General features: G+C 62.8%; 29 protein-coding genes. 15 read left to right on the top strand and 14 right to left on the bottom strand.

Features of this window, described 5'->3' with window-relative positions; genetic code table 11:
* Positions 1-214 precede the first annotated feature (214 nt).
* Complete coding sequence (locus tag ACN6NG_RS00040) at positions 215-484, bottom strand: hypothetical protein (RefSeq protein ID WP_155737803.1); 270 nt, start codon at positions 482-484, stop codon at positions 215-217.
* Positions 485-821: 337 nt separating this feature from the next.
* Between ACN6NG_RS00040 and ACN6NG_RS00045 the strand changes: the two genes are divergently transcribed.
* A complete protein-coding gene (locus ACN6NG_RS00045; protein ID WP_474312691.1) occupies positions 822-1,139 on the top strand; it encodes a hypothetical protein in 318 nt (105 codons plus the stop codon).
* Between the two features lie 127 nt (positions 1,140-1,266).
* Here ACN6NG_RS00045 and ACN6NG_RS00050 read toward each other — a convergent pair whose 3' ends face one another.
* Positions 1,267-2,244 (bottom strand): NADPH:quinone reductase, encoded by a 978-nt coding sequence (locus ACN6NG_RS00050; RefSeq protein WP_474312692.1) that lies wholly within the window; start codon positions 2,242-2,244, stop codon positions 1,267-1,269.
* 134 nt (positions 2,245-2,378) lie between these two features.
* Here ACN6NG_RS00050 and hemF point away from each other — a divergent pair, with 134 nt between their 5' ends.
* Together hemF and aroE are read left to right on the top strand one after the other, a co-directional pair.
* A complete protein-coding gene (gene hemF / locus ACN6NG_RS00055) occupies positions 2,379-3,290 on the top strand; it encodes an oxygen-dependent coproporphyrinogen oxidase (RefSeq protein WP_063422588.1) in 912 nt (303 codons plus the stop codon).
* Positions 3,291-3,315: 25 nt separating this feature from the next.
* A complete protein-coding gene (gene aroE, locus ACN6NG_RS00060) occupies positions 3,316-4,140 on the top strand; it encodes a shikimate dehydrogenase (protein WP_049274556.1) in 825 nt (274 codons plus the stop codon).
* Positions 4,141-4,268: 128 nt separating this feature from the next.
* Here the strand turns inward: aroE and ACN6NG_RS00065 are convergent, their stop codons facing one another.
* From ACN6NG_RS00065 to betC, 3 genes are all read right to left on the bottom strand, one after another.
* Complete coding sequence (locus ACN6NG_RS00065; protein WP_016497377.1) at positions 4,269-5,834, bottom strand: SulP family inorganic anion transporter; 1,566 nt, start codon at positions 5,832-5,834, stop codon at positions 4,269-4,271.
* Between the two features lie 83 nt (positions 5,835-5,917).
* Positions 5,918-6,841: a choline ABC transporter substrate-binding protein gene (gene choX, locus ACN6NG_RS00070; RefSeq protein WP_474312693.1), complete on the bottom strand. Its 924-nt coding sequence runs from the start codon at positions 6,839-6,841 to the stop codon at positions 5,918-5,920.
* A gap of 14 nt (positions 6,842-6,855) precedes the next feature.
* On the bottom strand, positions 6,856-8,373 hold the full coding sequence (betC, locus tag ACN6NG_RS00075) for a choline-sulfatase (protein WP_353457141.1): 1,518 nt from the start codon (positions 8,371-8,373) through the stop codon (positions 6,856-6,858).
* Positions 8,374-8,481: 108 nt separating this feature from the next.
* Here betC and ACN6NG_RS00080 point away from each other — a divergent pair, with 108 nt between their 5' ends.
* On the top strand, positions 8,482-9,381 hold the full coding sequence (locus ACN6NG_RS00080) for a choline sulfate utilization transcriptional regulator (RefSeq protein ID WP_353457140.1): 900 nt from the start codon (positions 8,482-8,484) through the stop codon (positions 9,379-9,381).
* A gap of 285 nt (positions 9,382-9,666) precedes the next feature.
* On the opposite strand, the gene ACN6NG_RS00085 is transcribed toward ACN6NG_RS00080, so the two are convergent.
* Positions 9,667-10,221 carry an NAD(P)H-binding protein gene (locus ACN6NG_RS00085; protein WP_474312695.1) on the bottom strand — a complete coding sequence of 185 codons (555 nt, stop codon included), beginning with the start codon at positions 10,219-10,221 and terminating at the stop codon, positions 9,667-9,669.
* A 52-nt stretch (positions 10,222-10,273) separates the two neighbouring features.
* Between ACN6NG_RS00085 and ACN6NG_RS00090 the strand changes: the two genes are divergently transcribed.
* The gene (locus tag ACN6NG_RS00090; protein WP_016497382.1) at positions 10,274-10,606 is read left to right on the top strand and encodes a DOPA 4,5-dioxygenase family protein; all 333 of its coding nucleotides are present in this window, start codon (positions 10,274-10,276) and stop codon (positions 10,604-10,606) included.
* Between the two features lie 118 nt (positions 10,607-10,724).
* Here ACN6NG_RS00090 and trpA read toward each other — a convergent pair whose 3' ends face one another.
* Both trpA and trpB read right to left on the bottom strand, forming a co-directional pair.
* The gene (gene trpA / locus ACN6NG_RS00095) at positions 10,725-11,534 is read right to left on the bottom strand and encodes a tryptophan synthase subunit alpha (RefSeq protein WP_063424516.1); all 810 of its coding nucleotides are present in this window, start codon (positions 11,532-11,534) and stop codon (positions 10,725-10,727) included.
* Positions 11,531-12,748, bottom strand: coding sequence for a tryptophan synthase subunit beta (gene trpB, locus ACN6NG_RS00100; protein WP_016497384.1), 1,218 nt, complete (start codon positions 12,746-12,748; stop codon positions 11,531-11,533). Before trpB ends, trpA begins: the two co-directional genes overlap by 4 nt.
* Before the next feature lie 110 nt (positions 12,749-12,858).
* On the opposite strand from trpB, the gene ACN6NG_RS00105 reads away from it, so the two are divergent.
* Positions 12,859-13,755 (top strand): LysR family transcriptional regulator, encoded by an 897-nt coding sequence (locus tag ACN6NG_RS00105; RefSeq protein WP_474312697.1) that lies wholly within the window; start codon positions 12,859-12,861, stop codon positions 13,753-13,755.
* Here the strand turns inward: ACN6NG_RS00105 and ACN6NG_RS00110 are convergent.
* Positions 13,752-14,075 (bottom strand): ElaB/YgaM/YqjD family protein, encoded by a 324-nt coding sequence (locus ACN6NG_RS00110; RefSeq protein ID WP_016497386.1) that lies wholly within the window; start codon positions 14,073-14,075, stop codon positions 13,752-13,754. The genes ACN6NG_RS00105 and ACN6NG_RS00110 overlap by 4 nt on opposite strands.
* A 149-nt stretch (positions 14,076-14,224) precedes the next feature.
* Here ACN6NG_RS00110 and ACN6NG_RS00115 point away from each other — a divergent pair, with 149 nt between their 5' ends.
* Together ACN6NG_RS00115 and ACN6NG_RS00120 are read left to right on the top strand one after the other, a co-directional pair.
* Entirely contained in the window at positions 14,225-14,440 is a 216-nt protein-coding gene (locus ACN6NG_RS00115) for a dodecin (protein WP_016497387.1), read from the top strand.
* A 101-nt stretch (positions 14,441-14,541) separates the two neighbouring features.
* Positions 14,542-14,763, top strand: a complete 222-nt coding sequence (locus ACN6NG_RS00120; RefSeq protein WP_049276156.1) for a DUF1161 domain-containing protein — start codon at positions 14,542-14,544, stop codon at positions 14,761-14,763.
* 98 nt (positions 14,764-14,861) lie between these two features.
* On the opposite strand, the gene ACN6NG_RS00125 is transcribed toward ACN6NG_RS00120, so the two are convergent.
* Positions 14,862-15,866 carry an LLM class flavin-dependent oxidoreductase gene (locus ACN6NG_RS00125; protein ID WP_353457138.1) on the bottom strand — a complete coding sequence of 335 codons (1,005 nt, stop codon included), beginning with the start codon at positions 15,864-15,866 and terminating at the stop codon, positions 14,862-14,864.
* A 154-nt stretch (positions 15,867-16,020) separates the two neighbouring features.
* On the opposite strand from ACN6NG_RS00125, the gene ACN6NG_RS00130 reads away from it, so the two are divergent.
* Complete coding sequence (locus ACN6NG_RS00130; RefSeq protein WP_019470354.1) at positions 16,021-16,446, top strand: OsmC family protein; 426 nt, start codon at positions 16,021-16,023, stop codon at positions 16,444-16,446.
* Positions 16,447-16,519: 73 nt separating this feature from the next.
* Positions 16,520-16,753 (top strand): DUF1161 domain-containing protein, encoded by a 234-nt coding sequence (locus ACN6NG_RS00135; protein ID WP_016497391.1) that lies wholly within the window; start codon positions 16,520-16,522, stop codon positions 16,751-16,753.
* Positions 16,754-16,861: 108 nt separating this feature from the next.
* Here the strand turns inward: ACN6NG_RS00135 and ACN6NG_RS00140 are convergent, their stop codons facing one another.
* Positions 16,862-17,275 carry a PA0061/PA0062 family lipoprotein gene (locus ACN6NG_RS00140; protein ID WP_016484244.1) on the bottom strand — a complete coding sequence of 138 codons (414 nt, stop codon included), beginning with the start codon at positions 17,273-17,275 and terminating at the stop codon, positions 16,862-16,864.
* Between the two features lie 55 nt (positions 17,276-17,330).
* The gene (locus ACN6NG_RS00145) at positions 17,331-17,744 is read right to left on the bottom strand and encodes a PA0061/PA0062 family lipoprotein (protein ID WP_474312701.1); all 414 of its coding nucleotides are present in this window, start codon (positions 17,742-17,744) and stop codon (positions 17,331-17,333) included.
* A gap of 85 nt (positions 17,745-17,829) precedes the next feature.
* Here ACN6NG_RS00145 and ACN6NG_RS00150 point away from each other — a divergent pair, with 85 nt between their 5' ends.
* Entirely contained in the window at positions 17,830-18,903 is a 1,074-nt protein-coding gene (locus tag ACN6NG_RS00150) for an aminopeptidase (RefSeq protein ID WP_474312703.1), read from the top strand.
* Positions 18,904-19,021: 118 nt separating this feature from the next.
* Here the strand turns inward: ACN6NG_RS00150 and ACN6NG_RS00155 are convergent, their stop codons facing one another.
* Both ACN6NG_RS00155 and ACN6NG_RS00160 read right to left on the bottom strand, forming a co-directional pair.
* On the bottom strand, positions 19,022-19,672 hold the full coding sequence (locus ACN6NG_RS00155) for an HAD family hydrolase (RefSeq protein ID WP_474312706.1): 651 nt from the start codon (positions 19,670-19,672) through the stop codon (positions 19,022-19,024).
* Between the two features lie 20 nt (positions 19,673-19,692).
* Complete coding sequence (locus ACN6NG_RS00160; protein ID WP_474312708.1) at positions 19,693-20,241, bottom strand: gamma carbonic anhydrase family protein; 549 nt, start codon at positions 20,239-20,241, stop codon at positions 19,693-19,695.
* Positions 20,242-20,307: 66 nt separating this feature from the next.
* On the opposite strand from ACN6NG_RS00160, the gene prlC reads away from it, so the two are divergent.
* The 4 genes from prlC to ACN6NG_RS00180 all read left to right on the top strand — a co-directional run bounded on the left by prlC (position 20,308) and on the right by ACN6NG_RS00180 (position 24,953).
* Positions 20,308-22,395 (top strand): oligopeptidase A, encoded by a 2,088-nt coding sequence (gene prlC, locus ACN6NG_RS00165; protein WP_474312709.1) that lies wholly within the window; start codon positions 20,308-20,310, stop codon positions 22,393-22,395.
* The gene (locus tag ACN6NG_RS00170) at positions 22,392-22,673 is read left to right on the top strand and encodes a YheV family putative zinc ribbon protein (protein WP_016497397.1); all 282 of its coding nucleotides are present in this window, start codon (positions 22,392-22,394) and stop codon (positions 22,671-22,673) included. Before prlC ends, ACN6NG_RS00170 begins: the two co-directional genes overlap by 4 nt.
* A gap of 80 nt (positions 22,674-22,753) precedes the next feature.
* On the top strand, positions 22,754-23,812 hold the full coding sequence (locus ACN6NG_RS00175) for a PA0069 family radical SAM protein (protein ID WP_353457134.1): 1,059 nt from the start codon (positions 22,754-22,756) through the stop codon (positions 23,810-23,812).
* 421 nt (positions 23,813-24,233) lie between these two features.
* Positions 24,234-24,953: a carbonic anhydrase gene (locus ACN6NG_RS00180; RefSeq protein ID WP_016497399.1), complete on the top strand. Its 720-nt coding sequence runs from the start codon at positions 24,234-24,236 to the stop codon at positions 24,951-24,953.
* Positions 24,954-25,103: the final 150 nt, after the last annotated feature.

Genomic DNA, 25,103 nt, shown 5'->3' on the forward strand with positions numbered 1-25,103 from the left:
GGAGTAACTGGCCCGAAACAAATGTGGGAGCTGGCTTGCCGGCGATTGGGCCGCAAACCCCTGCAGATTTTTCTGGTTTTGTCTCGAATGGCTGGCGCGCGATCGTGTGAGGGCTGATAGGTGCTCGCCTTGATGCTTTCTTCGCCTGTGAGATCGAGCGCCGCCCGCGCGGCGCATCGCCGGCAAGCCAGCTCCCACATTTGTTTCGGGCCAGTTACTCCTGCACCTTTGGCGCGCGCACCCTTGGCGCATGCCTTGAGATGAAAGTAGTAGCGGCAGCGATACCTTCGATATCGAAGGGTAAAAACAAGGCGGGCAGCGATGACAGCACAGGAGTGATTGGCCCGAAACAAATGTGGGAGCTGGCTTGCCGGCGATGCGCCGCGCGGGCGGCGCTCGATTTGCGCGACACCACAGAAACCAAGGCGAGCGCCTGGTTACCGTTACGCGGTCTGCGTGCGCCAGATCGATTGATGCTGTGCATGCGCCTCCTGTCGCCATTTGCGTGATCAGAGTTTTCTGAATCTTACCGAAATGGCTGTCCAGCTTGCGGCTTGGGAAATATCCTACGAGCCGCGTCCTCTGCCATCACCTTCTCAGTGGGAACCTCTGCCCTTAGGCTTAAACCGTCGCCGAATAACTTGGCGATCGGGTGTGGTAACCCGGATGTGCGAATTCTGAATGGCAGCCATGGCGGCTGTGCGCGGGAGGCTTTCGAGCCTGCCGGGTTTGGGATTCGTCCGGTTTACCACCCCGCGTGCAGCTGCCACCCATTTCGTGTGGTAACGGATTGAGCGGCCGCCCTGATCAGGTGAATTCCCATGAGCAAGAAAATAGTCCCCGATCCACCCCTACCCTGCACCTCCACCCGCCCCTTCGGCCGCTGCGACGCCGGCCATGACCCGCTCTTCACCGTCAACCCGAACATTTCCGCCGAGGACGCTCTGGTCCACGTAGCCCTGTACCTACGCAGCGCTTACGAAACCGGCTACAAAGCTTTGGACTACATGCGTGAAGAAGGCCGCGGAATGTTCTGGTCGAACCTGCATGCGATTGAAATGGCAGAGGGTGTGATTGAGGCGATATTCGATGGCATCGAGTCGACCCCTCCACAGACAAACCGGCCCTCACAGGCATAGCGCAGCTATTGAAGCCGACGCAGTACCCGTGGGAGCGGGCGTGCCCGCGAACACCGGCAGAGCCGGTGCCATCCACCGCGGTGGCTGCTTCGCGGGCATGCCCGCTCCCACAGGGAACGTGTGTGGCTCAGGGGATTAGTACAGTCGATCCTACAGTCCGCCGCGCCGACAGCTCCGCCTGTGCCTTGGCCGCCTCGCTCAATGGATACCGCTGCTGGATATCCACAACCAGCTTGCCACTCGCAATCATCGCAAACAGGTCATCGGCCATGGCCTGGGTGTTCTCGGCATTATTGGCATAGGTCGCCAAGGTCGGCCGGGTGACGTACAACGAGCCCTTCTGCGCCAGGATCCCCAGGTTCACCCCGCTCACCGCGCCCGAGGCATTGCCAAAGCTCACCATCAACCCGCGTGGCTGCAGGCAGTCCAGCGAAGTCAGCCAGGTTTCGGCGCCCACGCCGTCATACACCACCGGGCATTTCTTGCCGTCGGTCAGTTCCAGTACCCGCTTGGCCACATCTTCGTGGCTGTAGTCGATGGTTTCCCATGCCCCCAGCGCCTTGGCCCGCTCGGCCTTCTCGGCAGAACTCACGGTGCCGATCAGCTTGGCGCCCAGGGCCTTGGCCCACTGGCAGGCCAGCGAACCGACGCCACCTGCTGCGGCGTGGAACAGGATCACATCGCCCGCCTTCACTTCATAGGTCTGCTTCAGCAGGTACTGCACGGTCAAACCCTTGAGCATCACCGCTGCCGCCTGCTCGAAGCTGATGTTGTCGGGCAGCTTGACCAGGTTGGCCTCCGGCAGCGTATGCACCTCGCTGTACGCGCCCAGCGGGCCACCGGCATGGGCCACGCGGTCACCCACCTTCAGGCGGGTCACACCGTCGCCCACGGCCTCGACCACGCCGGCCGCCTCGGTACCCAGGCCAGAAGGCAGGGACGGCGGTGCATAGAGCCCGCTGCGAAAGTACGTGTCGATGAAGTTCAGGCCGATGGCGTGGTTACGCACGCGCACCTGCTGCGGCCCGGGCGGGGTGGGTTCGAATTCCACAAACTGCAGCACTTCCGGGCCGCCATGCTGGCTGAACTGGATACGCTTGGCCATCTCGCACTCCTGTAGTCGGGATCGGGAAAAGGCCTTCTATCGGACGCCTTTGCTTGATCGCCGTCAACTGCGGCGCGCGCGCTGGCGGTGGTATGCTACGCGCGAATTCTTCCCTGCCCGTTCCTGGTGACCCGATGACTAGCCGCACCGAGGCCGTGAAAGCCTACCTGCTCGACCTGCAAGACCGCATCTGCTCTGCTCTCGAAACCGAAGACGGCGGCGCCCGTTTCGTCGAGGATGCCTGGGTGCGCGAAGCCGGTGGCGGGGGCCGCACGCGGGTGATCGGCGACGGCAAGGTGATCGAGAAAGGCGGGGTCAACTTCTCCCATGTGTTTGGTGCCGGCCTACCTCCTTCGGCCAGCGCCCACCGCCCTGAACTGGCGGGCCGTGGCTTCGAGGCCCTGGGGGTGTCGCTGGTGATCCACCCGCACAACCCGCATGTGCCCACTTCCCACGCCAATGTCCGGTTCTTCATCGCCGAAAAGGAAGGTGAAGAGGCCGTATGGTGGTTCGGCGGCGGTTTCGACCTGACGCCGTACTATGGCAACGAAGAAGACTGCATCCACTGGCACCGCGTGGCCGAACAGGCCTGCGCACCGTTCGGCGCCGACGTGTATCCGCGTTACAAGGCCTGGTGCGACCGCTACTTCCACCTCAAGCACCGTGGCGAGCCACGCGGCATCGGCGGCCTGTTCTTCGACGACCTGAACGAGTGGGACTTCGACACCTGCTTCGCTTTCATCCGCGCCATCGGCGATGCCTTCGTCAACGCCTACCTGCCGATCGTCCAGCGCCGCAAGGACACGCCCTACACCCCGCTGCAGCGCGAGTTCCAGGAATACCGCCGCGGCCGATACGTGGAGTTCAACCTGGTCTACGACCGTGGCACCCTGTTCGGCCTGCAGTCCGGTGGCCGCACCGAGTCCATCCTCATGTCGCTGCCACCTCAGGTGCGCTGGGGTTACGACTGGAAGGCCGCACCCGGCAGCGAAGAAGCGCGCCTGACCGAGTACTTCCTGCAGGACCGCGACTGGCTTGGCCAGTAAGCTTGTGGATAAACAAGGAGCCGTCATGGACCAGTACGTCGTTTTTGGTAACCCCATCGGCCACAGCAAGTCGCCGCTGATCCACCGCCTGTTCGCCGAGCAGACCGGCCAGGACCTGGAATACGCCACCCTGCTGGCGCCGCTGGACGAGTTCAGCGATTGCGCGCGCGGCTTCTTCAAGCAAGGCAGCGGCGGCAACGTCACCGTGCCGTTCAAGGAAGAGGCCTACCGCCTGTGCGACAGCCTGACCCCGCGTGCCCAGCGCGCTGGCGCAGTGAACACGCTGAGCAAGCTGGCTGATGGCACCCTGCAGGGCGACAACACCGATGGCGCGGGGCTGGTGCGCGACCTGACAGTGAATGCCGGGGTCGAACTGGCTGGCAAACGCATTCTCATCCTCGGTGCCGGTGGCGCCGTGCGTGGCGTGCTGGAGCCTATTCTGGCGCACAAACCGCAGTCGCTTGTGGTTGCCAACCGCACTGTGGAAAAAGCCGAGCAGCTGGCGCGAGAGTTCGATGAGCTGGGGCCGGTGGTGGCCAGCGGGTTTGCCTGGTTGCAGGAGCCTGTGGATGTAATCATCAACGCCACCTCGGCGAGCCTGGCCGGGGAGATGCCGCCGATTGCCGACAGCCTGGTCGAGGCGGGGCGCACGGTTTGCTACGACATGATGTATGGCAAGGAGCCGACGCCGTTTTGCGCGTGGGCTACCAAGCTGGGGGCTGCGAAAGTACTGGACGGGTTGGGGATGCTGGCTGAGCAGGCGGCTGAAGCCTTCTTTATCTGGCGTGGCGTGAGGCCGGATACGGCGCCGGTGCTGGCTGAACTGCGCCGGCAACTGGCTCGGGGCTGAGATTCTTGGGGCCGCTTTGCGGCCCTATCGCGACGCAAGGCCGCTCCCACAAAGTACGTCGTATGCCGATCCTCTGTGGGAGCGGCCTCGTGTCGCGATGGGCTGCAAAGCAGCCCCAGGACCCAACCTCATTCCTCAAACCGGATCGGACACAACTCCACCCCTTCCAGCTTCTGCAATTCCTCGATCACCTGCGGCCTGGCCCGGTGCAGGGTCAAACTCCCGCCCAACCGCCGCAACCGCCGCGCCTCGCGGTGCAACATATCCACACCCGAGTAATCGATAAAATTCACCTGCCGGGCATCGATCACCACATGTGGCCCCTGGCAGCGCTGCAAGCGCACCTGCAGGTAATGCGCCGCCCCAAAGAATATTGACCCGCCCACCCGTAACACATCCGCGTCTCCTTCACGGCTTTGCTGCACCCGTGGCCGGGAAGTGCGCTTCAAGTAGAAAAACAGTGACGCCAGCACCCCGGCATAGATGGCCGTCTGCAGCTCCAGCAACAACGTCGCCGCCGCCGTCAGTGTCATGACCAGGAACTCCGAGCGGCTGACCCTGAACAGCGCGCGAATCCCCCGATGGTCCACCAACCCCCAGCAGATCAGCAGGATGCTGCCGGCCATGGCCGGGATCGGCAGGTGCGCGATCAGGCCGGCGCCGGTAACGGCAAACAGCGCCACCCACAGAGCCGAGAACACCCCGGCCATTGGTGAACGGGCGCCCGCCTCGTAGCTCAGGCCCGAGCGGGTGAAGGAACCGGCGGACAGGTAGCCGGAGAAAAATGCACCGGCAATGTTCGACAGGCCCTGTGCGCGTATTTCCTGGTCCGGGTCGATCAGTTGTTCTGAACGTGCCGATAACGAGCGGGCAATCGACAGGCTGGTGACCAACCCCAGCATGCCCACCGCAACGGCGCTGGGCAGCAGACGCAACATGAGCTCCACGTCTAGCAAAGGCAGCGGGCTGAAAGGCGGGAGTTGCCCGGTGAACGCTGCCACCCGCGGCACATGGCCAAATAAGCCCGGCAACAGCCAGGCCAGCAAGCTGACCAGCATCAGGCTTATCAACAGGCTCGGCCAGCGTGGGCGCCAGAGCTTGAAGGCCACGCCGATCACTACGGTGGCCAGGCCCAACAGCAAGGAAGGCAGGTCGACCTCCCCTGCATGGCTGGCCAGGTCCTGTACGGTTTTCAGTGCTGTGGCCTGGCTGGGCAGGTCCATGCCCAGCAGGTTGGGCAATTGGCCCAGGGCAATGACGATGGCGGCGCCCAAGGTGAAACCGAGTACTACCGAGTGGGAGACGAAGTTGACCAGCGCGCCAAAGCGCAAAAGCCCGAGCAGCAGCTGGAAGATGCCGCCGAGGAAGGTCAGCAGCAGCACCAGGGTGATGTAATCGGCGCTGCCGGCCACGGCCAGCGGGCTGATGCTGGCGTAGAGCACGATGGAGATGGCAGCGGTGGGGCCGCAGATCAGGTGCCAGGACGAACCCCACAGGCAGGCGATCAGCACCGGTACGATGGCGGCGTACAGGCCATATTCGGCGGGCAAGCCGGCGATCAGGGCGTAGGCGATGGATTGTGGCAGGGCGAGGATGGCACCGCTCAGGCCGACCAGCAGGTCCTGGCGCAGGCTGCGGCCCGATTGGCGCGGGAGCCAGGTGAGGAAGGGCAGCAGGTGAATGATGCGATGCATGAGATATTCACATTTCCAAAGGTCCACTGTCCCCTGTGGGAGCGGGTTTACCCGCTCCCACAGGGGACGCGTCGTGTCTGAAACTACAGTTTGGCTTTGACGGCCTCCAGGGCATTGCCATCGGCCTTGGTAGTCACCCCAGCCAACCACCCTTCCAGCACCTCGGGATACGTTTTCACCCAAGCCCTGGCCGCGTCATCGAAGCTGATCTTCTTATCCACAACCTCGGCCATGATGGCGTTTTCCATGTCCAAGGTAAATTTCAGGTTACCCAACAGCTTTGCCGCATTCGGGCAGGCTTGTGGATAACCCTTTCGGGTCAGCGTATACACCTCGCCCTTGCTGCCGAACCACTTTTCCCCGCCAGTCAGGTAATGCATTTTCAGCTTCACGTTCATCGGGTGCGGGGTCCAGCCAAGGAAGGTGATGAACTGCTGTTTCTTCACCGCCCGGTCGACCTGGGCCAGCATCGCCTGCTCGCTGGACTCCACCAGTTTCCACTGGCCGAGGTTGAATTCATTCTTGTCGATGATTGCCTTCAGCGACAGGTTGGCCGGTGCACCGGAGCCGATACCGTACAGCTTCTTGTCGAACTGGTCGGCATGCTTCTGCAGGTCGGCAAAGTCCTTCACCCCGGCATTCCACACGTAGTCGGGCACCGCCAGGGTGAACTCGGTTCCTTCCAGGTTACGTGACAGTTGCTGCACATCGCCGTTGGCGATGAACTTGTCATGGAAGCCTTGCTGCGCCCGCATCCAGTTGCCCAGGAAGACATCGACGCGGCCGTCCTTCAAGCCGCCGTAGATGATCGGCACGGCCAGGCTGTCGATCTTCACCTTGTAGCCCAGGCTTTCCAGCAACAGACGGGCCACGGCATTGGTCGAGGCGATATCGCTCCAACCGGGGTCGGCCATTTTTACGGTACTGCATTGCGCGTCGCTGTCGGCGGCGTGGGTCGTGGCGGTGCCCAGGGCCAGGGCGAACACGGCGGCGGAGAACTTGTGCATGGCGGCCTCTCTTTTCAATCCAGGGGTGCGGGCTGTGGATAACGTGCCTTGCGCTCGAGGTCGTCGAGATCGATGTGGTTGCGCATGTACTGTTGGCTGGCGTCCACCAGCGGTTGGTGGTCCCAGCTTTTCAGCGTGCCGATGGCCAGCGCCTCCGCCACCAGGCGGCGGCGCCGCTGGCTGGCGAGCACCTGCTGGCGCAGGCTGGGGATATCCCAACGCTGTCGTGCTTCATCGGCAAATGCCTGCAGCAGCGCCTGGTGGTCCGGGCTGCCGGCGAGGTTCTCCCGCTCGTGCGGGTCGCGGCTCAGGTCATAGAGTAGCCATGGGTCGTCTTCGCTGTACACGAACTTGTAAGGCCCACGGCGGATCATCATCAGCGGGCCGACGGTGCCTTCGGCCATGTATTCGCCGATCACTTCATCGTGGCCGCCCTGCCCTTGCAGGTGGCCAAGCAGCGAGCGGCCGTCCAGGTGCAGGTTGTTATCCACAGCACCGCCGGCCAGTTCTACCAAGGTTGGCAGCAGGTCGCAGGTCGATACCGAGGCACTGACCCGAGCCGCCGCAAAGTGCTTGGGCGCATGGATCAGCAGCGGTACCCGCGCCGACATCTCGAACCAGTGCATCTTGTACCAGAGGCCACGCTCGCCAAGCATGTCGCCGTGGTCGCCGGAGAACACGATCAGGGTGTCGTCGGCCAGGTTGCACTCTTCCAGGGTTTGCAGCAGCTGGCCGATGTTGTCGTCGATGTAGCTGCAGGCGCCGAAGTAAGCGCGGCGGGCGTCGTGGATTTTTTCCACAGGCAGCGGCTTGTTCCACAGGTCGTAAACCTTGAGCAGGCGTTGCGAGTGGGGGTCGAGTTCTGCCTGGTTGAACTCGGCGCGTGGCATGGGGATATCCACACCCTCGTAGCGGTCCCAATAGCGCTTGGGGATGGTGTACGGGTCGTGCGGGTGAGTCATCGAAACGGTCAGGCAGAATGGCCGGCCATCGTTCTCGCGCACATGGTCGTACAGGTACTGGCGCGCCTTGAACACCACCTCCTCGTCGAAATCCAGCTGGTTGGTACGCACGCATGGGCCGGCCTGCAGTACCGAAGACATGTTGTGATACCAGCTTGGGCGCACATCCGGTTCGTCCCAGTTCACCGCCCAGCCGTAGTCGGCCGGGTAGATGTCGCTGGTCAGGCGCTCTTCGTAGCCGTGCAGCTGGTCCGGGCCGCAGAAGTGCATCTTGCCGGACAGCGCGGTGCGGTAGCCCAGGCGGCGCAGGTAGTGGGCATAGGTCGGCACATCGGCGGGGAAATCGGCGGCATTGTCGTAAGCGCCGATGCGGCTGGGCAACTGGCCGCTGACCAGGGTGAAGCGTGACGGCGCGCACAGCGGGCTGTTGCAGTAGGCCGAGTCGAACACCACCGCCTGCTCGGCCAAGCGGCTCAGGTGCGGCATCTGGATGGGCGAAGGGGCGTAGATCGGCAGCAAGGGTGCGGCCATCTGGTCGGCCATGATGAACAGGATATTCGGGCGCGTCATGGTGGCTTCCATCGTTGAGGGTTATGCGATTCACTTGCCTTCCAAGATGCGACTGCGGATAACATGGGTAAAGCCCATGGCGGGCAATGACTGGGATTAGCTGAGCTTATGTTTGAACACCTCGCCGGCCTGTCGCTGGATACCTTGCGCGTGTTCGAAGCCGCAGCGCGCCTGCGTGGCTTTACCGCTGCGGCGCTGGAGCTGGGCACGACACAGCCGGCAGTGAGCCAACAGGTGAAACGCCTGGAAGCCCAGCTGGGCACGCGCCTGTTTGACCGTATTTATCGGGGCATCGAGCTCACCGAGGCCGGCCAGCTGTTGTTTGGACAGGTACACCAGGGCCTGCAAGCCATGGATGACGGCATTTCCCAGGCCAGCGGGCGCGGTCAGCGCGAAGTGCTGCAGGTGGCCACCGACTTTGCCTTTGCGGCCTTCTGGCTGATGCCAAGGCTGCAACGCTTTCACGAGGCTTATCCACAGGTGGATGTGAGCCTGGTGACCGGTGAACGCAGCCAGGGGATGTTGCGCCCGGACATCGATGTGGCGGTGCTGTTTGGCGACGGGCGCTTTCACCAGGGTGAAAGCCGCTGGCTGTTCGATGAAGAAGTTTTCCCGGTGTGCAGCCCCCGCCTGACGGATGGCAAACCCTTGTCAGCCGTGGCTTTGCAACGTTTGCCTTTGCTGCATTTGAAGGGCGAGCAGGCCAGCCGCTGGTTTGACTGGGCGGGGGTTTTCCGCGGGTTTGGCGTGGCCAGCCTACCGCCTGCGGGGCAATTGCGGTTCGACAACTATACGTTGCTGATTCAGGCAGCGATTGCAGGACAAGGGGTGGCGATTGGTTGGCGGCACCTGGTGGATGGGTTGGTAGAGCAAGGGCTGCTGTGCCGGCCGCTGGAGGGGAGTTTGCGCTCGCAGCGCGGATACTACGCGGTGCTGCCGCCGCGCAAGCGGCGTGGGGCGCTGATCGAGCGGTTTGTGGGTTGGCTGGAGCATGAGCGCAGCCTTTGAGATCTTGGGGCCGCTTTGCGGCCCATCGCCGGCAAGCCAGCTCCCACAGGTAATGGGCAGGGCCAGGCATCGGCGCAGCCTTTGAGATCTTGGGGCCGCTTTGCGGCCCATCGCCGGCAAGCCAGCTCCCACTGGTACTGCACAGGGCCAGGCATCGGCGCAGCCTTTGAGATCTTGGGGCCGCTTTGCGGCCCATCGCCGGCAAGCCAGCTCCCACAAGTACTGCACAGGGCCAGGCATCGGCGCAGCCTTTGAGATCTTGGGCTGCACAGCAGCCCCGGCGATCTAGACCACGAAGTTCAGATGCTCGCCCCGGTGCAGGTCCAGTTCCAGCATATCCGCCATCCCCGCCGCCACACGTGCCCACCCCTCATCGGGCAAAGCCTGCGGCGTATTGATCAAGGTCCAGTGCAAAGCACTGCGCTGCAACCCATCAACCACCTGGTCCACACATTCGCGCTCTGCCTCGCTGTACTTGGCCGGCTCATCCAGCACAGCGAAATCGCCCACCAGCAACAGCCGGCGTATAGTCGTACGCTCAAGCCCCGCCACCAGCGCCTCGCTCAGGCGTGCTTGCCCCGGCAAGTCACCTGGCGCCAGCGCCGACAACAAGGCGATTACCGCCGAGCCGCCTGCCGCGCCCTGCTCTGCCTGGTCGGCATCGTCCAGCCCGCCTATCTTGAAGTGCAGACCCGGGCGTGCGGTATGGCGGTTCAGGTCATCGACCACCGCGGTGACTTCGTGCTGGCGCGACAGCAGCTCGGCCATCAGGGCATTGCCCAGGCTGCTTTCAGGCCCGAGCAAGACCAGTTTGAACACTGGGGTTTCGGCGTTTTTCACTGCATCACTCCCTTTGCAGGTGGTGATGGTTGGACCGCAATCAGGAGTTATCGTGCAGAGGATCAAGGGTTACCACGCCCACGTTTATTACGACGCAGCGACCATGGAGCAGGCCCGTGAACTGTGCGAGGAGGCGGCGCGGCTGTTTCCCGTGACCATGGGGCGCATGCATCAGAAGCCGGTTGGGCCGCACCCGGACTGGAGTTGCCAGCTGGCGTTCGGGCCTGAAGTGGTAGGGGTGGTTTTGCCTTGGTTGGCGCTGTACCGCAAGGGCCTGGTGGTGTTCATGCACCCGGAAACCGGGGATGAACTGGCGGACCACCGGGATCATGCGATCTGGATGGGGGCCGTGCGGCCATTGAAGCTGTCGATTTTTGGTGGGTAATTCTGTTGCCTGTGATGGCCTCTTCGCGGGCTTGCCCGCTCCCACAGGTTCTCCACAGTTTTCAGCATCTGTGTAGTCCCTGTGGGAGCGGGCAAGCCCGCGAAGCAGGCGACGCGGTTTAGCGGCGGGCGCCGCGCACGCCTTCAGCCAGTGCTGAGCACAGGCTCAATACATCAGTCACCGCCTGATCGGCACTTTTGGCGTGGGCAATTTTGTCGACCAGCGCCGAGCCCACCACGACACCATCCGCCAAGCGAGCTATGTTTGCAGCCTGCTCCGGGGTACGAATGCCGAAACCGACGCTGATCGGCAGTTTGGTATGCCGGCGCAGGCGGGCAATGGCTTCGGTCACGTGCTCGGTGGTCGCCGAGCCGGCACCGGTCACACCGGCCACCGACACGTAGTACACAAAGCCGGAGCTTCGCTCCAGCACGCGCGGCAGGCGCGCATCGTCGGTGGTCGGGGTGGTCAGGCGGATGAAGTCGATGCCTGCAGCCTGGGCCGGGGTGGCCAGTTCGGCATCGTGCTCTGGCGGCAGGTCGACGATGATCAGGCCATCGACACCTGCTTCCTTGGCTTCAGCCACGAACGCATCCACGCCAAAGCGGTGGATCGGGTTGTAGTAGCCCATCAGCACGATTGGCGTAGTGTGGTTATCCACACGGAATTCGCGAACCATCTGCAGGGTTTTGGCCAAGGTCTGGCCAGCTTCCAGGGCGCGCAGGGTGGCCAGCTGAATGGCCACCCCATCGGCCATCGGGTCGGTGAACGGCATGCCCAGTTCGATCACGTCGGCGCCGGCTGCCGGCAGGCCCTTGAGGATCTGCAGCGAGGCGTCGTAGCCCGGGTCGCCTGCGGTGACGAAGGTGACCAGTGCCGAACGGCCTTCGGCCTTCAGTTCGGCGAAGCGTTGTTCAAGACGGCTCATGCCTGTTTCTCCTGGGCGGCCATGTGGTTCATGACGGTTTGCATGTCTTTGTCGCCGCGGCCCGACAGGCACACGACCATCAGGTGGTCCTTGGGCAGCTTCGGTGCGCGCTTGATCGCTTCGGCCAGGGCGTGGGAGCTTTCCAGCGCCGGGATGATGCCTTCCAGACGGCAGCTGGCGTGGAACGCATCCAGCGCTTCGTCATCGGTAATGCTGACGTACTCGACGCGCTTCACTTCGTGCAGGTAGGCGTGCTCCGGGCCGATGCCCGGGTAGTCCAGGCCTGCGGAAATCGAGTGGGCGTCGGTGATCTGGCCGTCTGCATCTTGCAGCAGGTAGGTGCGGTTGCCGTGCAGTACGCCGGGTACGCCGCCGTTCAGGCTGGCAGCGTGCTTGTCGGTGTGCACGCCGTGGCCACCCGCTTCGACGCCGATGATCTGTACGCTTGGCTCTTCGAGAAACTCATGGAACAGGCCCATGGCGTTGGAACCACCACCGACGCAGGCAACCAGGCTGTCTGGCAGGCGGCCTTCCTTCTCTTGCAGCTGAGCGCGGGTTTCCTTGCCGATGATCGACTGGAAGTCGCGGACCATGGCCGGGTACGGGTGTGGGCCAGCGACAGTGCCGATCAGGTAGAAGGTGTCTTCGACGTTGGTGACCCAGTCGCGCAGGGCTTCGTTCATGGCGTCTTTCAGGGTACCGGTACCGGCGGTAACCGGGACGATTTCGGCGCCCAGCAGCTTCATGCGGAACACGTTCGCCTGCTGGCGCTCGATGTCGGTGGCGCCCATGTAGATCACGCACGGCAGGCCGAAGCGGGCAGCGACGGTGGCGGTGGCCACGCCGTGCATGCCGGCGCCGGTTTCGGCGATCAGGCGCTTTTTGCCCATGCGCTTGGCCAGCAGCACCTGGCCGATGCAGTTGTTCACCTTGTGCGCGCCGGTGTGGTTGAGCTCTTCACGCTTGAAGAAGATCTTCGCACCGCCACAGTGCTCGGTCAGGCGCTCGGCGAAGTACAGCGGGTTGGGGCGGCCGATGTAGTCGCGCTGGAAGTAGGCCAGCTCTTCGAGGAACTTGGGGTCTGCCTTGGCCGCTTCGTATTCGCGGGCCAGGTCCAGCACCAGTGGCATGAGGGTTTCGGCCACGTAGCGGCCGCCGAACGAGCCGAACAGGCCGTTGGCGTCGGGGCCGGGGCGGTATTGGGACTGGGTCATGGGGCGCTCCAGGGCGTAATGAATGAGTGATGGGCTTTACTCTAACCACGGCAAGCCCGGCTGAAAACCGATAAGATTGCGCAAACTTGTCAGAAAAACTCACAGGTACCATGGCCCACGACCTCCCTCCCCTGAATGCCCTGCGCGCCTTCGAGGCTACCGCCAGGCTCAACAGCGTCAGCCAGGCGTCTGAAGCGCTGCATGTTACCCATGGCGCTGTCAGCCGGCAGATCAAGGTGCTTGAGGAGCACCTGGGGGTGGCGCTTTTCGTCAAGGACGGGCGCGGCATCAAACTCACAGATGCCGGTGTGCGTCTGCGCGATGCCAGCGGTGAGGCCTTCGACCGGTTGCGCAGCGTGTGTACAGAACTCAGCCGCGATGTCAGCGAGGCGCCGTTTGTGCTGGGCTGCTCGGGGAGCCTGCTAGCGCGTTGGTTTATCCCCAGGCTTGGTCGCCTGAAGGCGGATTTGCCTGAGTTGCGCCTGCACTTGTCCGCAGGTGAAGGTGACCTCGACCCCCGTCGTCCAGGGCTCGATGCATTGCTGGTATACGCTGAACCCCCATGGCCGGCGGACATGCAGGTGCATGTGCTGGCTGAGGAGCGCATCGGGCCGGTGCTTAGCCCGCATTTTGCCGGCTTCGATCGCTTGCGAGATGCGCCCGCCAAAGCCCTGCTGGAGGAGGCCCTGTTGCATACCACCTCGCGGCCACAAGCATGGCCGACATGGGCTGGGCAACAGGGATTGGACCCGGCCGGGTTGCAGTATGGCCAGGCGTTCGAGCATTTGTACTATTTGCTGGAGGCTGCGGTTGCAGGCCTTGGGGTGGCCATCGCGCCGCAGCCACTGGTGGCTGATGACTTGCGGGCCGGAAGGCTCAGCGCGCCGTGGGGTTTTTCCCCTACCCGGGCAGCGCTGGCCTTGTGGGTGCCGCGGCGCGCCGCAGATGGGCGCGCCGAGCAGTTGGCGCAGTGGCTGCGCCGCGAATTGGAACGCCAGGCGGGTTAGTTGCGACGGGTCAGCAGATAGGCCGCCAGCAGGCCGAGGGCGCCAAGCGCCACGCCCGCTGTCGTAACCGGGTGCTCCTGTGCGTAATCACGGGTAGCAATACCGGTCTGGCGGGTGCGGGTCTTCACTTCCTCGTAAGCATCGCTGAGCAGGCTACGCGAGTGTTTCAGCGCACTTTCGGCGTTGCTGCGGATTGCCTTCACCGACTTCTGGGACTCTTCCGAGGCGTCATGCTTGAGGTTTTCCAGGCTTTTCAGAAGGCTTTCGATCTCCGCTTCCATGCTTTCCAGGGATGTTTTACGCAGCGAGTTGCGGTGCATGTTGACTCTCCTTTGCAGTATGGGCTGTAAGGTTGCGACCCTTGGCCCGCGCGAAAGTGCGATCGAACTTTCACCTTGGCGGATGGCTCGCAGGTAAACCAGGTCTACCCTGCTAGGCTGAATTTCACCGTTATCCAAGGAGCGTGAACATGACTGACCATCACACGTACAAGAAGATCGAGCTGGTGGGATCCTCGCCAACCAGCATCGAAGACGCGATCAACAATGCCCTGGCAGAAGCCGGCAAGAGCATCAAACACCTGGAATGGTTTGAAGTGGTCGATACCCGTGGGCATATTGAAGGCAACAAGGCCGCGCATTTTCAGGTCACGCTGAAGGTGGGCTTTCGTATCGCCAATAGCTGAAACACTGCCGGGCTGGATGATCCCGGCCTAATGGGGTATTCAGGAGAGGGGCGCCTTGGCGGGCGCCCTTTCTGATTTCATCTGCACAAGGAAAGCGATCGATGAACAAACTGATTCTGGCGCTGGGCCTGATGACATTGGCCGGTGGTGCGCTGGCGGCGGGCAAGCCGTGCGAAGAGCTGAAGGCAGAAATTGCCGCCAAGCTGGATGCCAAAGGGGTTACTGGCTACAAGCTGGAGGTCGTCAACAAGGGCGAGCCGGCCGGCAAGGTGATTGGTAGCTGCGAGGCGGGTACCAAAGAGATTGTGTACCGCCGCGGTTGATGCGTTTGCTTTTTCGCGGGCTCGCCCGCTCCCACAGGTACCACACTGGGTCAGGCACCCGTGCAGTCCTGTGGGAGCAGGCGAGCCCGCGAAAAAGGTCAGGCGGTCTTGAGGGCCTGCGCCAACAGCTCATAGGACCGGATCCGGTCCGCATGCTCATGCAGGTCACAGGTAAAGATCAGCTCGTCCGCCCCGGTCTGCTCCAGCAGCACCTCCACCTTGGCTCTTACCTTTTGCGGGCTGCCGATCATCGCCAGGCCCAGGAAACTGCCTACCGTATCCCGCTCATGGGGCAACCACAGCCCGTCCATGCTTTCTACCGGCGGCTTCTGCATCAGGCTTTGGCCGCGAATCAGCGCCAGGATGCGCTGGTACACCGAGGTTGCCAGGTATTCGGCCCTTTCGTCGGTTTCTGCCACCACCATGGGGATGCCCAGCATCACATACGGCTTGTCCAGCGTGGTCGAAGGCTTGAAATGATTGCGGTAAACGCGGATCGCCTCGTGCATGTAGCGCGGCGCAAAGTGTGAGGCAAAGGCATAGGGCATGCCGCGCATGCCCGCCAGCTGGGCGCTGAACAGGCTGGAACCGAGCAGCCACATCGGCACGTCAGTGTCGTGCCCCGGCACGGCGATCACTTTTTGATCATCGGTACGCGGGCCGAGGTAGCGCGACAGTTCCTCGACATCGTCCGGGAAGTCGTCCGGGCCGCCGGCACGGTCGCGGCGCAGGGCGTAGGCGGTCATCTGGTCCGAGCCCGGCGCACGGCCCAGGCCCAGGTCGATACGCCCCGGGTAGAGGCTGGCCAGGGTGCCGAACTGCTCGGCGATCACCAGCGGCGCGTGGTTGGGCAGCATCACCCCGCCAGAGCCTACGCGAATGGTCGAGGTGCCACCGGCCAGGTAGCCGATCAGCACCGACGTCGCCGAACTGGCGATGCCGTCCATGTTGTGGTGCTCCGCCACCCAGAAGCGGTTGTAGCCAAAACGCTCGACGTGTTGCGCCAGGTCCAGCGAGTTGCGCAGCGATTGCGCCGGGCCTGCATCGGCGCGCACGGGCACCAGGTCGAGGGTGGATATTTTCAGGTCACGCAGCTGCGTCATGGGAGCCTCCGCAAAGGTGGTTGGCCAGAGGCCTTTGTAACTCTGTATGGGCATATTCGGGGGATTCAATGTTTGCTGTGCGATTGGTCTGAACTTGCCGTAAGTGGCGGGCCTCTGAATCCATAACCACGTAACCGAATGACCAGGAGGCAGTATGAAAAAGACAGCATCGGCGATCTGGCAAGGTGGCTTGAAGGATGGCAAGGGCCTGCTTTCTACCGAAAGCGGCGCGCTCAAGCAGAACCCGTATGGCTTCAACACCCGTTTCGAGGGCACGCCTGGAACCAACCCGGAGGAGCTGATCGGCGCCGCGCATGCCGGCTGTTTCTCGATGGCGTTGTCGATGATGCTCGGTGAAGCAGGGCTGACTGCGGACCGGATCGACACCGCTGCCGAGGTGACGCTCGACAAGCTGCCGGATGGTTTTGCCATTACGGCCGTGCATCTTGTGCTCCGGGCCAAGGTACCGGGCGCGAGCGAGGCGCAGTTCCTGGAGATTGCCAACAAGGCCAAGGAAGGGTGCCCGGTGTCCAAGGTGCTGAACGCAAAAATCAGCCTGGATGCAGCGCTGGTGGGCTGAAGCGGCGCAACGGAGGCGGTTTGCTGTAGTCTAAACAGCGTCGGCAGCACGCTGCCTTTTCAGGAGCCGTTCCATGATTCGCGTAGCAATCGCCGTGTTGGCTTCCCTGGTCGCCACATCCACGTTGGCGGCGGTCAAGCCGTGCGAGGAACTGAAAGCCGAGATCGAGGCCAAGATCCAGGCTCAGGGTGTGCCGTCCTACACCCTGGAGATCGTGCCCAACAGTGAGGTCAAGGACCAGAATATGGTCGTCGGCACTTGCGATGGCGGGACGAAGAAGATCATTTACCAGAAGAATGATCGGTAGATTCGGGGCCGCTTTGCGGCCCATCGCAGCACAAGGCTGCTCCTGCAAACGTAGGCGATCCCTGTAGGAGCAGCCTTGTGCTGCGAATGGGCTGCAAACAGCCCCAGCTCACGGAATGCAGAACACGTTACTAGGCTCGTTCACCAGCACTTTGCGGCTGGCGTCGTACAGCAGCACCTGCGGCTCCATCACCGGCGCCCGCGCTTCCAGGCGATAACGCTCGCCGGCCTTGAAGTCGTCAAAGCGCACGGTCAGGTAGCAGGTTCGGTCCCTGGGTTCGGACATGATGCCGCCCGAGTAGATTTCATAATCGAAGCGCACCACCAGTTCGTGCTTGCCGGGCGTTACCTGAAAGTAACGGCCGTCCTCCAGGCGCTTGCCATCGAGGCGGTCGGCCATGATCACGCGGCCGGGGGTCATGGTGTACAGATCAACCCAGGCCTGCTTGGGGTCGACGGGGGGCAAGGGGCTGGCGCAAGCCCCCAGTGCACTGAGGGCGATCAGCATCATGGGCTGGCGCATGGCAAAACTCCCACTTGCGATTTACAAGTAACAAGCATAGCGCCGTTTGTGCGGTTCAGGTGCGTTGGCAGCCTGCAGGCAAGCCTTGGCCGACCATTTTCTGCTGGTCGTTGTAGAGCTTGATCCAGGGGCGGAAGCCGATACTGCCAGCGTGCAGCTGATAGCGCTGCCCGGCGGCAAAGTCCTTGAAGCTCAGTTTGACCTGGCAGTCGCGCCACAAGGGCTCGTCGACCGGGCCGATATTGCTGGGTGTGACCGGGAACTGGTAGCGCACGGTCAGCTCGTGGCTGCCGGGCTGTACTTCGAAATAGCGGCTGTCGGCCCAGTCACGTTCATCGACCTGCACGGCGTCCAGCGAGGTGTTGTCGTAGGGGGTAAGGTCGATCCAGGCCTGATTCGGGTCCGGGGCTGGCAACGTGGAACAGGCGGATATCAGCAACAGTGAACCGGCGACCAACAATGCACGCATGGCGAAACTCCCCCTTGGCGAGATAGTCTTGGAGCGAATTTGGCCTTGAGCGAGTCATACAGCCCGGATGCTTCGACTTTTTTTTATGCAGCGCTCAGACCCTGGGGCACTCGACCGCGTTTTCACCCGTTTGGTTCCGCTGCTGGGGGCGCTCCTGCTGAACGGTTGCAGCAGCGTGGCCTCCTATGGGCAGCTGGCCGAGGGCCAATTGCAGCTGCTGCGTGCGCGACAGCCAGTCGCGCAGGTGCTTGCCGACCCCACCACGTCACCGCAGTTACGCTCGCGCCTGGCGCACGCTGAACAGGCGCGGGTGTTCGCCAGCCAGCAGTTGAAACTGCCGGATAACCGCAGCTACCGGGTTTATGCCGACATTGGCCGGCCTTATGTGGTGTGGAATGTGTTTGCCACGCCCGAACTGTCGTTGCAGCCGGTGACGCACTGTTTCCCGATTGCGGGGTGCGTGGCCTATCGCGGCTACTACCAGCAAGGTGCGGCACGCGGGGCGGCGGCATTGATGCGCCAGGACGGCCTGGATGTGTATCTGGGGGGCGTGGAGGCGTATTCGACCCTTGGCTGGTTCGACGACCCGATCCTGTCGTCAATGGTCGGTTGGGGCGACGAGCGCCTGGCCACACTCATCTTCCATGAACTGGCTCACCAGCGCTTCTATGTGCAGGACGATACCGAGTTCAACGAATCGTTTGCCTCCTTTGTCGAGCAGGAAGGCACCCGGCAATGGCGTGCAGCGCGTGGGCTTGCCGCTGTTGGCGAGGAGCAGGGGCAGCAGCGTGACCAGTTCATCAGGCTGGTGCTGGCCAGCCGTGAGCGGTTGCAGGCGATTTATGGCGGGCCGCTGGACGATGCGCACAAGCGGCTGGCCAAGCAGGCCGAGTTTGAGCGTTTGAGGCGTGAGTACCGGCAGGTGCGTGATGGCCAGTGGGGCGGTGACAAGCGTTATGACGCCTGGATGTATGGGCCGATGAGTAATGCCAAGTTGTTGCCGTTTGGGCTGTATGACCAGTGGGTGCCGGCGTTTGCGGCGGTGTTCCGTGAGGTGGGCGGGGACTGGCTTCGGTTTTACCAGCGGGTCGAGCAGTTGGGGCGGTTGCCGATTGAAGAGCGCAAGGCTGCGTTGCAGGGGTTGATGGTTAACCTGTGAGATTTTGGGGCCGCGTTGCGGCCCTTTCGCGACACAAGGCCGCTCCTACAGGACATACGCGATTCTTGTAGGAGCGGCCTTGTGTCGCGATGGGCTGCAAAGCAGCCCCTTAGGGCCCTCAAGCCTTGATGAATGCCTGATGCATCTCGGCCAAGGTCGCAAAGTGGTAGGCCGGCTCTTCTGCCATCAGCTCTTCCCGGCTACCAAACCCATACCCCACCGCCACCGCCTGCAAGCCATTGCTGCGCGCGCCGATCAGGTCATGCTTGCGGTCCCCGATCATCAGGGTTTGCGCCGGGTCCAGCCCTTCTTCATCCAGCAGGTGGCGAATCAGCTCGACCTTGTTGGTGCGCGTGCCGTCCAGCTCGCTGCCGTAAATCACCTTGAAGTGGTGGTCAAAGGCGAAGTGCCGGGCGATTTCGCGGGCGAATTCCCACGGCTTGGAGGTGGCGATGTACAGCGTACGGCCCTGACCGTTCAGGGCTTCGAGCAACTCCGGCACGCCCTGGAACACCAGGTTTTCGTACAGGCCGGTGACGCGGAAACGCTCCCGGTAGAAGTTCACCGCCTCCCAGGCCCTGGCTTCGTCGAAGCTGTAGAACTGCATGAAGGCCTGCAGCAGGGGTGGGCCGATGAAATGTTCGAGGCGGGCCAGGTCCGGCTCGTCGATGCCCAGCTTGGCCAGGGCATACTGGATCGAGCGGGTGATGCCCAGGCGTGGGTCGGTCAGGGTGCCGTCGAGGTCGAAGAGGATGTTTTGCTGTTGCATGCTCGTCTCGTTAGTCGGGTTTATTCCGGTTGGTCGTAGCCTTCGGCCAGGTGTTGGTCCTTGAGCTTCACGTAGTTGCCGGCGCTGTAGGAGAAGAACGCGCGCTCTTTGTCGTTCAGCAGCCGGGCCTGTTTCACCGGGCTGCCCATGTACAGGTAACCACTGGCCAGGCGTTTGCCCGGCGGTACCAGGCTGCCGGCACCGATGATCACTTCGTCCTCGACGATGGCGCCATCCATGATGGTGCTGCCCATGCCGACCAGGATGCGGTTGCCCAGGGTGCAGCCATGCAGCATCACCTTGTGGCCGATGGTCACCTCGTCACCGATGATCAGCGGGAAACCGTCCGGGTTGAACGGGCCGGCGTGGGTGATGTGCAGCACACTGGCGTCCTGCACGCTGGTGCGTGCGCCGATGCGGATGCGGTGCATGTCGCCGCGTACCACGGTCAGCGGCCAGACCGAGCTGTCTTCACCGATCTCCACGTCGCCCAGCACCACTGCCGAGCGGTCGACGAAGGCACGTAGCCCAACTTTCGGAGTGTGTTGCTGGAAGCTTCGGATGGCCATGATAGCGTCTCTCATCTGTGCCGATAGGCAGGCTGCCTGCTGCGGTCGGCGTCGATTGTAATTAAGATGGGGCAGTGTTTCTTCTGCCAAGGTATCCAAACCGTGACTGCGAACAACCCGCTTCTGCAATCCCACGATCTGCCGCCCTTCTCGCAAATCCGTGCCGAACACGTGTTCCCGGCGATCGAAGCTATCCTGGCCGACAACCGTAAAGCCATTGCCGAGATCCTCGAAAAGCAGGGCAAGGCCCCTACCTGGGCTGGCCTGGTGCTGGCCATGGACGAACTGAACGACCGCCTGGGCGCTGCCTGGAGCCCGGTCAGCCACCTCAATGCGGTGTGCAACAGCGCCGAACTGCGTGAGGCCTACGAGTCGTGCCTGCCTGCATTGAGCGCCTACTCGACCGAACTGGGTCAGAACCGCGCGCTTTTCGAAGCCTACCAGGCGCTGATCGATAGCCCCGAAGCCGCCGGCTTCGATGTGGCGCAAAAGACTATTCTCGAACACGCCCTGCGTGACTTCCGCCTGTCGGGTATCGACCTGCCGGCGGACAAGCAGCAGCGCTACGCCGAAGTGCAAAGCAAGCTCAGCGAGCTGGGCAGCCGCTTCTCCAACCAGCTGCTCGACGCCACCCAGGCCTGGACCAAGCACGTTACCGACGAAGCCGCACTGGCCGGCCTGACCGATTCGGCCAAGGCGCAGATGGCGGCCGCTGCCCAGGCCAAGGGCCTCGACGGCTGGCTGATCACCCTGGAATTCCCCAGCTACTACGCCGTGATGACCTACGCCAGCGACCGCGCCCTGCGCGAAGAGCTGTACGCTGCCTACTGCACCCGCGCCTCGGACCAGGGCCCGAATGCCGGCCAGTTCGACAACGGCCCGGTGATGCAGGAAATTCTCGACCTGCGCCAGGAACTGGCTGCGTTGCTGGGTTACAAGAACTACGCCGAGCTGAGCCTGGCCACCAAGATGGCCGAGTCCAGCGACCAGGTGTTGAGCTTCCTGCGGGACCTGGCCAAGCGTTCCAAGCCGTTTGCCGCCCAGGACCTGGAGCAGCTGAAGGCCTATGCCGCCGAGCAGGGCTGCCCTGAACTGGCCAGCTGGGACGCCGGCTACTTTGGCGAGAAGCTGCGCGAGCAGCGCTACAGCGTGTCGCAGGAAGCCCTGCGCGCCTACTTCCCGATCGACAAGGTGCTGGGCGGTCTGTTCAGCATCGTGCAGCGCCTGTACGGCATCGAAATCGCCGAGCTCAAGGGCTTCGACAGCTGGCACCCGGACGTGCGCCTGTTCGAGATCAAGGAAAACGGCCAGCATGTCGGCCGCTTCTTCTTCGACCTTTACGCCCGCGCCAACAAGCGCGGCGGTGCCTGGATGGACGGCGCCCGCGACCGTCGTCGCACTGCCGGTGGCGAGCTGCAGAGCCCGGTGGCCAACCTGGTGTGCAACTTCACCCCGGCCGCACCCGGCAAGCCTGCACTGCTGACTCACGATGAAGTCACCACCCTGTTCCACGAATTCGGCCACGGCCTGCACCACCTGCTGACCCGCATCGAGCATGCCGGTGTTTCCGGTATCAACGGCGTGGCCTGGGACGCGGTCGAGTTGCCAAGCCAGTTCATGGAAAACTGGTGCTGGGAGCCGGAAGGCCTGGCGCTGATCTCCGGCCACTACGAAACCGGCGCGGCCCTGCCCCAGGACCTGCTGGACAAGATGCTGGCGGCGAAGAACTTCCAGTCGGGCATGATGATGGTGCGCCAGTTGGAGTTCTCGCTGTTCGACTTCGAGCTGCACGCCAGCCATGGCGACGGTCGCAGCGTACTGCAGGTGCTCGAAGGCGTGCGTGACGAGGTGTCGGTCATGCGCCCACCGGCGTACAACCGCTTCCCCAACAGCTTTGCGCACATTTTTGCGGGCGGTTACGCGGCGGGCTACTACAGCTACAAGTGGGCTGAAGTGCTGTCGGCTGACGCTTTCTCGCGCTTCGAGGAAGAAGGTGTGCTGAATGCCGAGACCGGGCGTGCCTTCCGCGAGGCTATCCTGGCCCGTGGCGGTTCGCGCGAGCCGATGGTGCTGTTTGTCGACTTCCGTGGCCGTGAACCTTCCATCGATGCGCTGCTGCGCCATAGTGGTCTTACCGAAGGCGCTGCGGCGTGAGCGAGGTAGTTGTGAACAAGACCAAGAAACGCTTCATCGCCGGGGCGGTATGCCCCGCGTGCAGCGAGCCCGACAAGCTGATGATGTGGAGCGAAGACGACGTACCGCACCGCGAGTGCGTCGCCTGCGGGTTCACCGACACCCTCAACGAGCAGGGCTTGTCGGTGCCCAAGGAGCTCGGCACCCGGGTCAACCACCTGGCGCCCAAGGCGGCGCCGGCCAAGGTCCAGACGGTGCAGTTCTTCCCTAATCCGAAGCTGAAGAAACCGACAGAGTAAGCACTGGCTGTCGGATCAGAGGCGCTGGTGGATTCATGGTAGCTGCGATACTGTATGTAAATACAGTATAGGGGTTAGCCATGAATCCTCCAGCACCACTAAAGGGCCGTGGCACGGCGCACAACCCGCACAACCGCTTCGCTCCCAGCCACTCGGTGGTGGAGGATGACGGCTGGTATCAGGAAGTGCCGCAGAGCCAAGGGACCGAGGTGCGGATCGAGACGGCCAAGTCGGTGATCAGCCGTAACACCTCACCCGACCTGCCCTTTGATCGCTCGATCAACCCCTACCGCGGCTGCGAGCATGGCTGCATCTACTGCTATGCCCGCCCTTCCCATGCCTACTGGGACCTGTCCCCCGGCCTAGACTTCGAAACCAAGCTGATCGCCAAGACCAACGCCGCCGAGGTGCTGGCACAGCAATTGAGCAAACCGGGCTACGTGTGCGCGCCGATCAACCTGGGCTCCAATACAGACCCGTACCAGCCGATCGAGCGGGAGCAGTTGCTGACCCGGCGGCTGCTGGAAGTGTTGCTGCGTTTTCGTCACCCGGTGACCATCGTGACCAAAGGTTCGCTGGTGTTGCGCGACCTCGACCTGCTGGCCGAAATGGCCCGGCAGCGTCTGGCGCGGGTAATGATCAGCCTGACCACGCTGGACGACGACCTCAAGCGGGTTCTGGAACCGCGGGCGGCGTCACCCAGTGCCCGGTTGAGGGCCATCCGCGTGTTGCGCGAGGCGGGTGTGCCGGTGGGTGTGTTGTGTTCGCCGATGATTCCGATGATCAACGACAGTGAGCTGGAGCGTTTGCTGGAGGCTGCCAGGGAAGCGGGCGCACAGAGCGCGGCCTACATGATGCTGCGCCTGCCACTGGAGGTGGCGCCGCTGTTCGAGCAGTGGCTGCAGGACCATTACCCGCAACGGGCGGCCCATGTGTTGAGCCTGATTCGCCAGAGCCGGGGCGGCGAGCTGTATGACAGCCGGTTTGGTGCGCGCATGCGCGGTGAAGGGGTATTTGCCGAGTTGTTGGCGCAACGGTTTGCCAAAGCCATGAAGCGGCTGGATTTTGAAGGGCGCGAGGCGCAGACGCTGGACTGCTCTGCCTTCTGCCCGCCCAATGGGCAGATGGCCCTGTTTTGATTTTGAAAAGATCACGGTTTTTGTGGGAGCGGGCGTGCCCGCGAACACCGGCGTAGCCGGTGCCTTATACCGAGTTGCCCTTTTCGCGGGCACGCCCGCTCCCACAGGCAGCTTGCAGGTCTCAGGTCCCCAAATGGGGCCCATTGCCAGCCCTCAATACAACTAATCCGAGTTAATAATTGCGCTAATACATATTGGCAGTTGATGTTTTTTTGCTATTATCCAGAACCCGCCTTTTATATCTGGAACGCCCGTTCTAGAGCCTTCGAATTAAGTTTCAGTTAAGTTTTCCCCGCTAGCGTAGGAAATCAGTCCACACCGACTGTGATCTATGGCCCGTGCGCGTCATCTAAAACCCTGCATAGCCAGAATCTTTCACCGGTAAAATGGATTTACCAACACACCGTCAAGAGGATGAATCATGCCCGTCAAGGACCCATCCAAGGTCGTTCCGGAGGTACCCGCTGAGGGCGCCGATGCCGCCCTGAAGCACATCGTCGACGGCTTCCTGCGCTTTCACCATGACGTCTTCCCCGAACAGCAAGAGCTGTTCAAGAAGCTCGCCACTGCGCAAACGCCGCGTGCCATGTTCATCACCTGCGCCGACTCGCGCATCGTCCCCGAGCTGATCACCCAGAGCTCGCCTGGCGACCTGTTCGTAACCCGTAACGTGGGTAACGTGGTACCGCCCTACGGTCAGATGAACGGCGGCGTTTCCAGCGCCATCGAATACGCCGTGCTTGCGCTGAAAGTGCACCACATCATCGTCTGTGGCCATTCCGACTGTGGCGCCATGCGTGCGGTACTCAACCCGCAATCGCTGACCAAGATGCCGACTGTTTCCGCCTGGCTGCGCCATGCCGAAGTGGCGCGTACCGTGGTCGAGAACAACTGCTCGTGCGGTACCGAACACGAAACCATGCAGGTGCTGACCAAGGAAAACGTGATCGCCCAGTTGCATCACCTGCGCACCCACCCTTCGGTTGCCTCGCGCCTTGCAGCCGGTGAGCTGTTCATTCATGGCTGGGTTTACGACATCGAAACCAGCAAGATCGAAGCTTATGACGCCATCAGCGACAGCTTCCTGCCCCTGGCTGCTGGCGAGCCGGTCCCCTGCGCTACTCCGAGAGGCCGCTACTAAGCGACCCATCCACCGCTAGAACCTTGATAGCCGGCTGCACCCTATGGGGTGTGGCGCGGCCTTCGGCTGCCTTGAATTCCCTGACTGCCTTGCCGGCAAGCCCGCTGGCGGCCCGCGCTTGCGCGCTCGTCAGGGGCAAACGTGCCCACG

It is taken from the genome of Pseudomonas sp. TSO6, assembly GCF_056098905.1.

What these genes read in the sequence shown, in the direction of transcription:
- ACN6NG_RS00050 (WP_474312692.1), bottom strand. Translation starts at nt 2,244, where the DNA reads ATGGCCAAGCGTATCCAGTTCAGCCAGCATGGCGGCCCGGAAGTGCTG.
- ACN6NG_RS00065 (WP_016497377.1), bottom strand. Translation starts at nt 5,834, where the DNA reads ATGCATCGCATCATTCACCTGCTGCCCTTCCTCACCTGGCTCCCGCGC.
- ACN6NG_RS00180 (WP_016497399.1), top strand. Translation starts at nt 24,234, where the DNA reads ATGCCCGTCAAGGACCCATCCAAGGTCGTTCCGGAGGTACCCGCTGAG.
- ACN6NG_RS00120 (WP_049276156.1), top strand. Translation starts at nt 14,542, where the DNA reads ATGAACAAACTGATTCTGGCGCTGGGCCTGATGACATTGGCCGGTGGT.
- betC (WP_353457141.1), bottom strand. Translation starts at nt 8,373, where the DNA reads ATGACGCGCCCGAATATCCTGTTCATCATGGCCGACCAGATGGCCGCA.
- choX (WP_474312693.1), bottom strand. Translation starts at nt 6,841, where the DNA reads ATGCACAAGTTCTCCGCCGCCGTGTTCGCCCTGGCCCTGGGCACCGCC.
- trpB (WP_016497384.1), bottom strand. Translation starts at nt 12,748, where the DNA reads ATGACCCAGTCCCAATACCGCCCCGGCCCCGACGCCAACGGCCTGTTC.
- ACN6NG_RS00040 (WP_155737803.1), bottom strand. Translation starts at nt 484, where the DNA reads ATGCACAGCATCAATCGATCTGGCGCACGCAGACCGCGTAACGGTAAC.
- ACN6NG_RS00140 (WP_016484244.1), bottom strand. Translation starts at nt 17,275, where the DNA reads ATGCGCCAGCCCATGATGCTGATCGCCCTCAGTGCACTGGGGGCTTGC.
- ACN6NG_RS00045 (WP_474312691.1), top strand. Translation starts at nt 822, where the DNA reads ATGAGCAAGAAAATAGTCCCCGATCCACCCCTACCCTGCACCTCCACC.
- prlC (WP_474312709.1), top strand. Translation starts at nt 20,308, where the DNA reads ATGGGGCAGTGTTTCTTCTGCCAAGGTATCCAAACCGTGACTGCGAAC.
- ACN6NG_RS00160 (WP_474312708.1), bottom strand. Translation starts at nt 20,241, where the DNA reads ATGGCCATCCGAAGCTTCCAGCAACACACTCCGAAAGTTGGGCTACGT.
- ACN6NG_RS00110 (WP_016497386.1), bottom strand. Translation starts at nt 14,075, where the DNA reads ATGCACCGCAACTCGCTGCGTAAAACATCCCTGGAAAGCATGGAAGCG.
- ACN6NG_RS00145 (WP_474312701.1), bottom strand. Translation starts at nt 17,744, where the DNA reads ATGCGTGCATTGTTGGTCGCCGGTTCACTGTTGCTGATATCCGCCTGT.
- trpA (WP_063424516.1), bottom strand. Translation starts at nt 11,534, where the DNA reads ATGAGCCGTCTTGAACAACGCTTCGCCGAACTGAAGGCCGAAGGCCGT.
- aroE (WP_049274556.1), top strand. Translation starts at nt 3,316, where the DNA reads ATGGACCAGTACGTCGTTTTTGGTAACCCCATCGGCCACAGCAAGTCG.
- ACN6NG_RS00105 (WP_474312697.1), top strand. Translation starts at nt 12,859, where the DNA reads ATGGCCCACGACCTCCCTCCCCTGAATGCCCTGCGCGCCTTCGAGGCT.
- hemF (WP_063422588.1), top strand. Translation starts at nt 2,379, where the DNA reads ATGACTAGCCGCACCGAGGCCGTGAAAGCCTACCTGCTCGACCTGCAA.
- ACN6NG_RS00135 (WP_016497391.1), top strand. Translation starts at nt 16,520, where the DNA reads ATGATTCGCGTAGCAATCGCCGTGTTGGCTTCCCTGGTCGCCACATCC.
- ACN6NG_RS00175 (WP_353457134.1), top strand. Translation starts at nt 22,754, where the DNA reads ATGAATCCTCCAGCACCACTAAAGGGCCGTGGCACGGCGCACAACCCG.
- ACN6NG_RS00155 (WP_474312706.1), bottom strand. Translation starts at nt 19,672, where the DNA reads ATGCAACAGCAAAACATCCTCTTCGACCTCGACGGCACCCTGACCGAC.
- ACN6NG_RS00150 (WP_474312703.1), top strand. Translation starts at nt 17,830, where the DNA reads ATGCAGCGCTCAGACCCTGGGGCACTCGACCGCGTTTTCACCCGTTTG.
- ACN6NG_RS00080 (WP_353457140.1), top strand. Translation starts at nt 8,482, where the DNA reads ATGTTTGAACACCTCGCCGGCCTGTCGCTGGATACCTTGCGCGTGTTC.
- ACN6NG_RS00125 (WP_353457138.1), bottom strand. Translation starts at nt 15,866, where the DNA reads ATGACGCAGCTGCGTGACCTGAAAATATCCACCCTCGACCTGGTGCCC.
- ACN6NG_RS00115 (WP_016497387.1), top strand. Translation starts at nt 14,225, where the DNA reads ATGACTGACCATCACACGTACAAGAAGATCGAGCTGGTGGGATCCTCG.
- ACN6NG_RS00130 (WP_019470354.1), top strand. Translation starts at nt 16,021, where the DNA reads ATGAAAAAGACAGCATCGGCGATCTGGCAAGGTGGCTTGAAGGATGGC.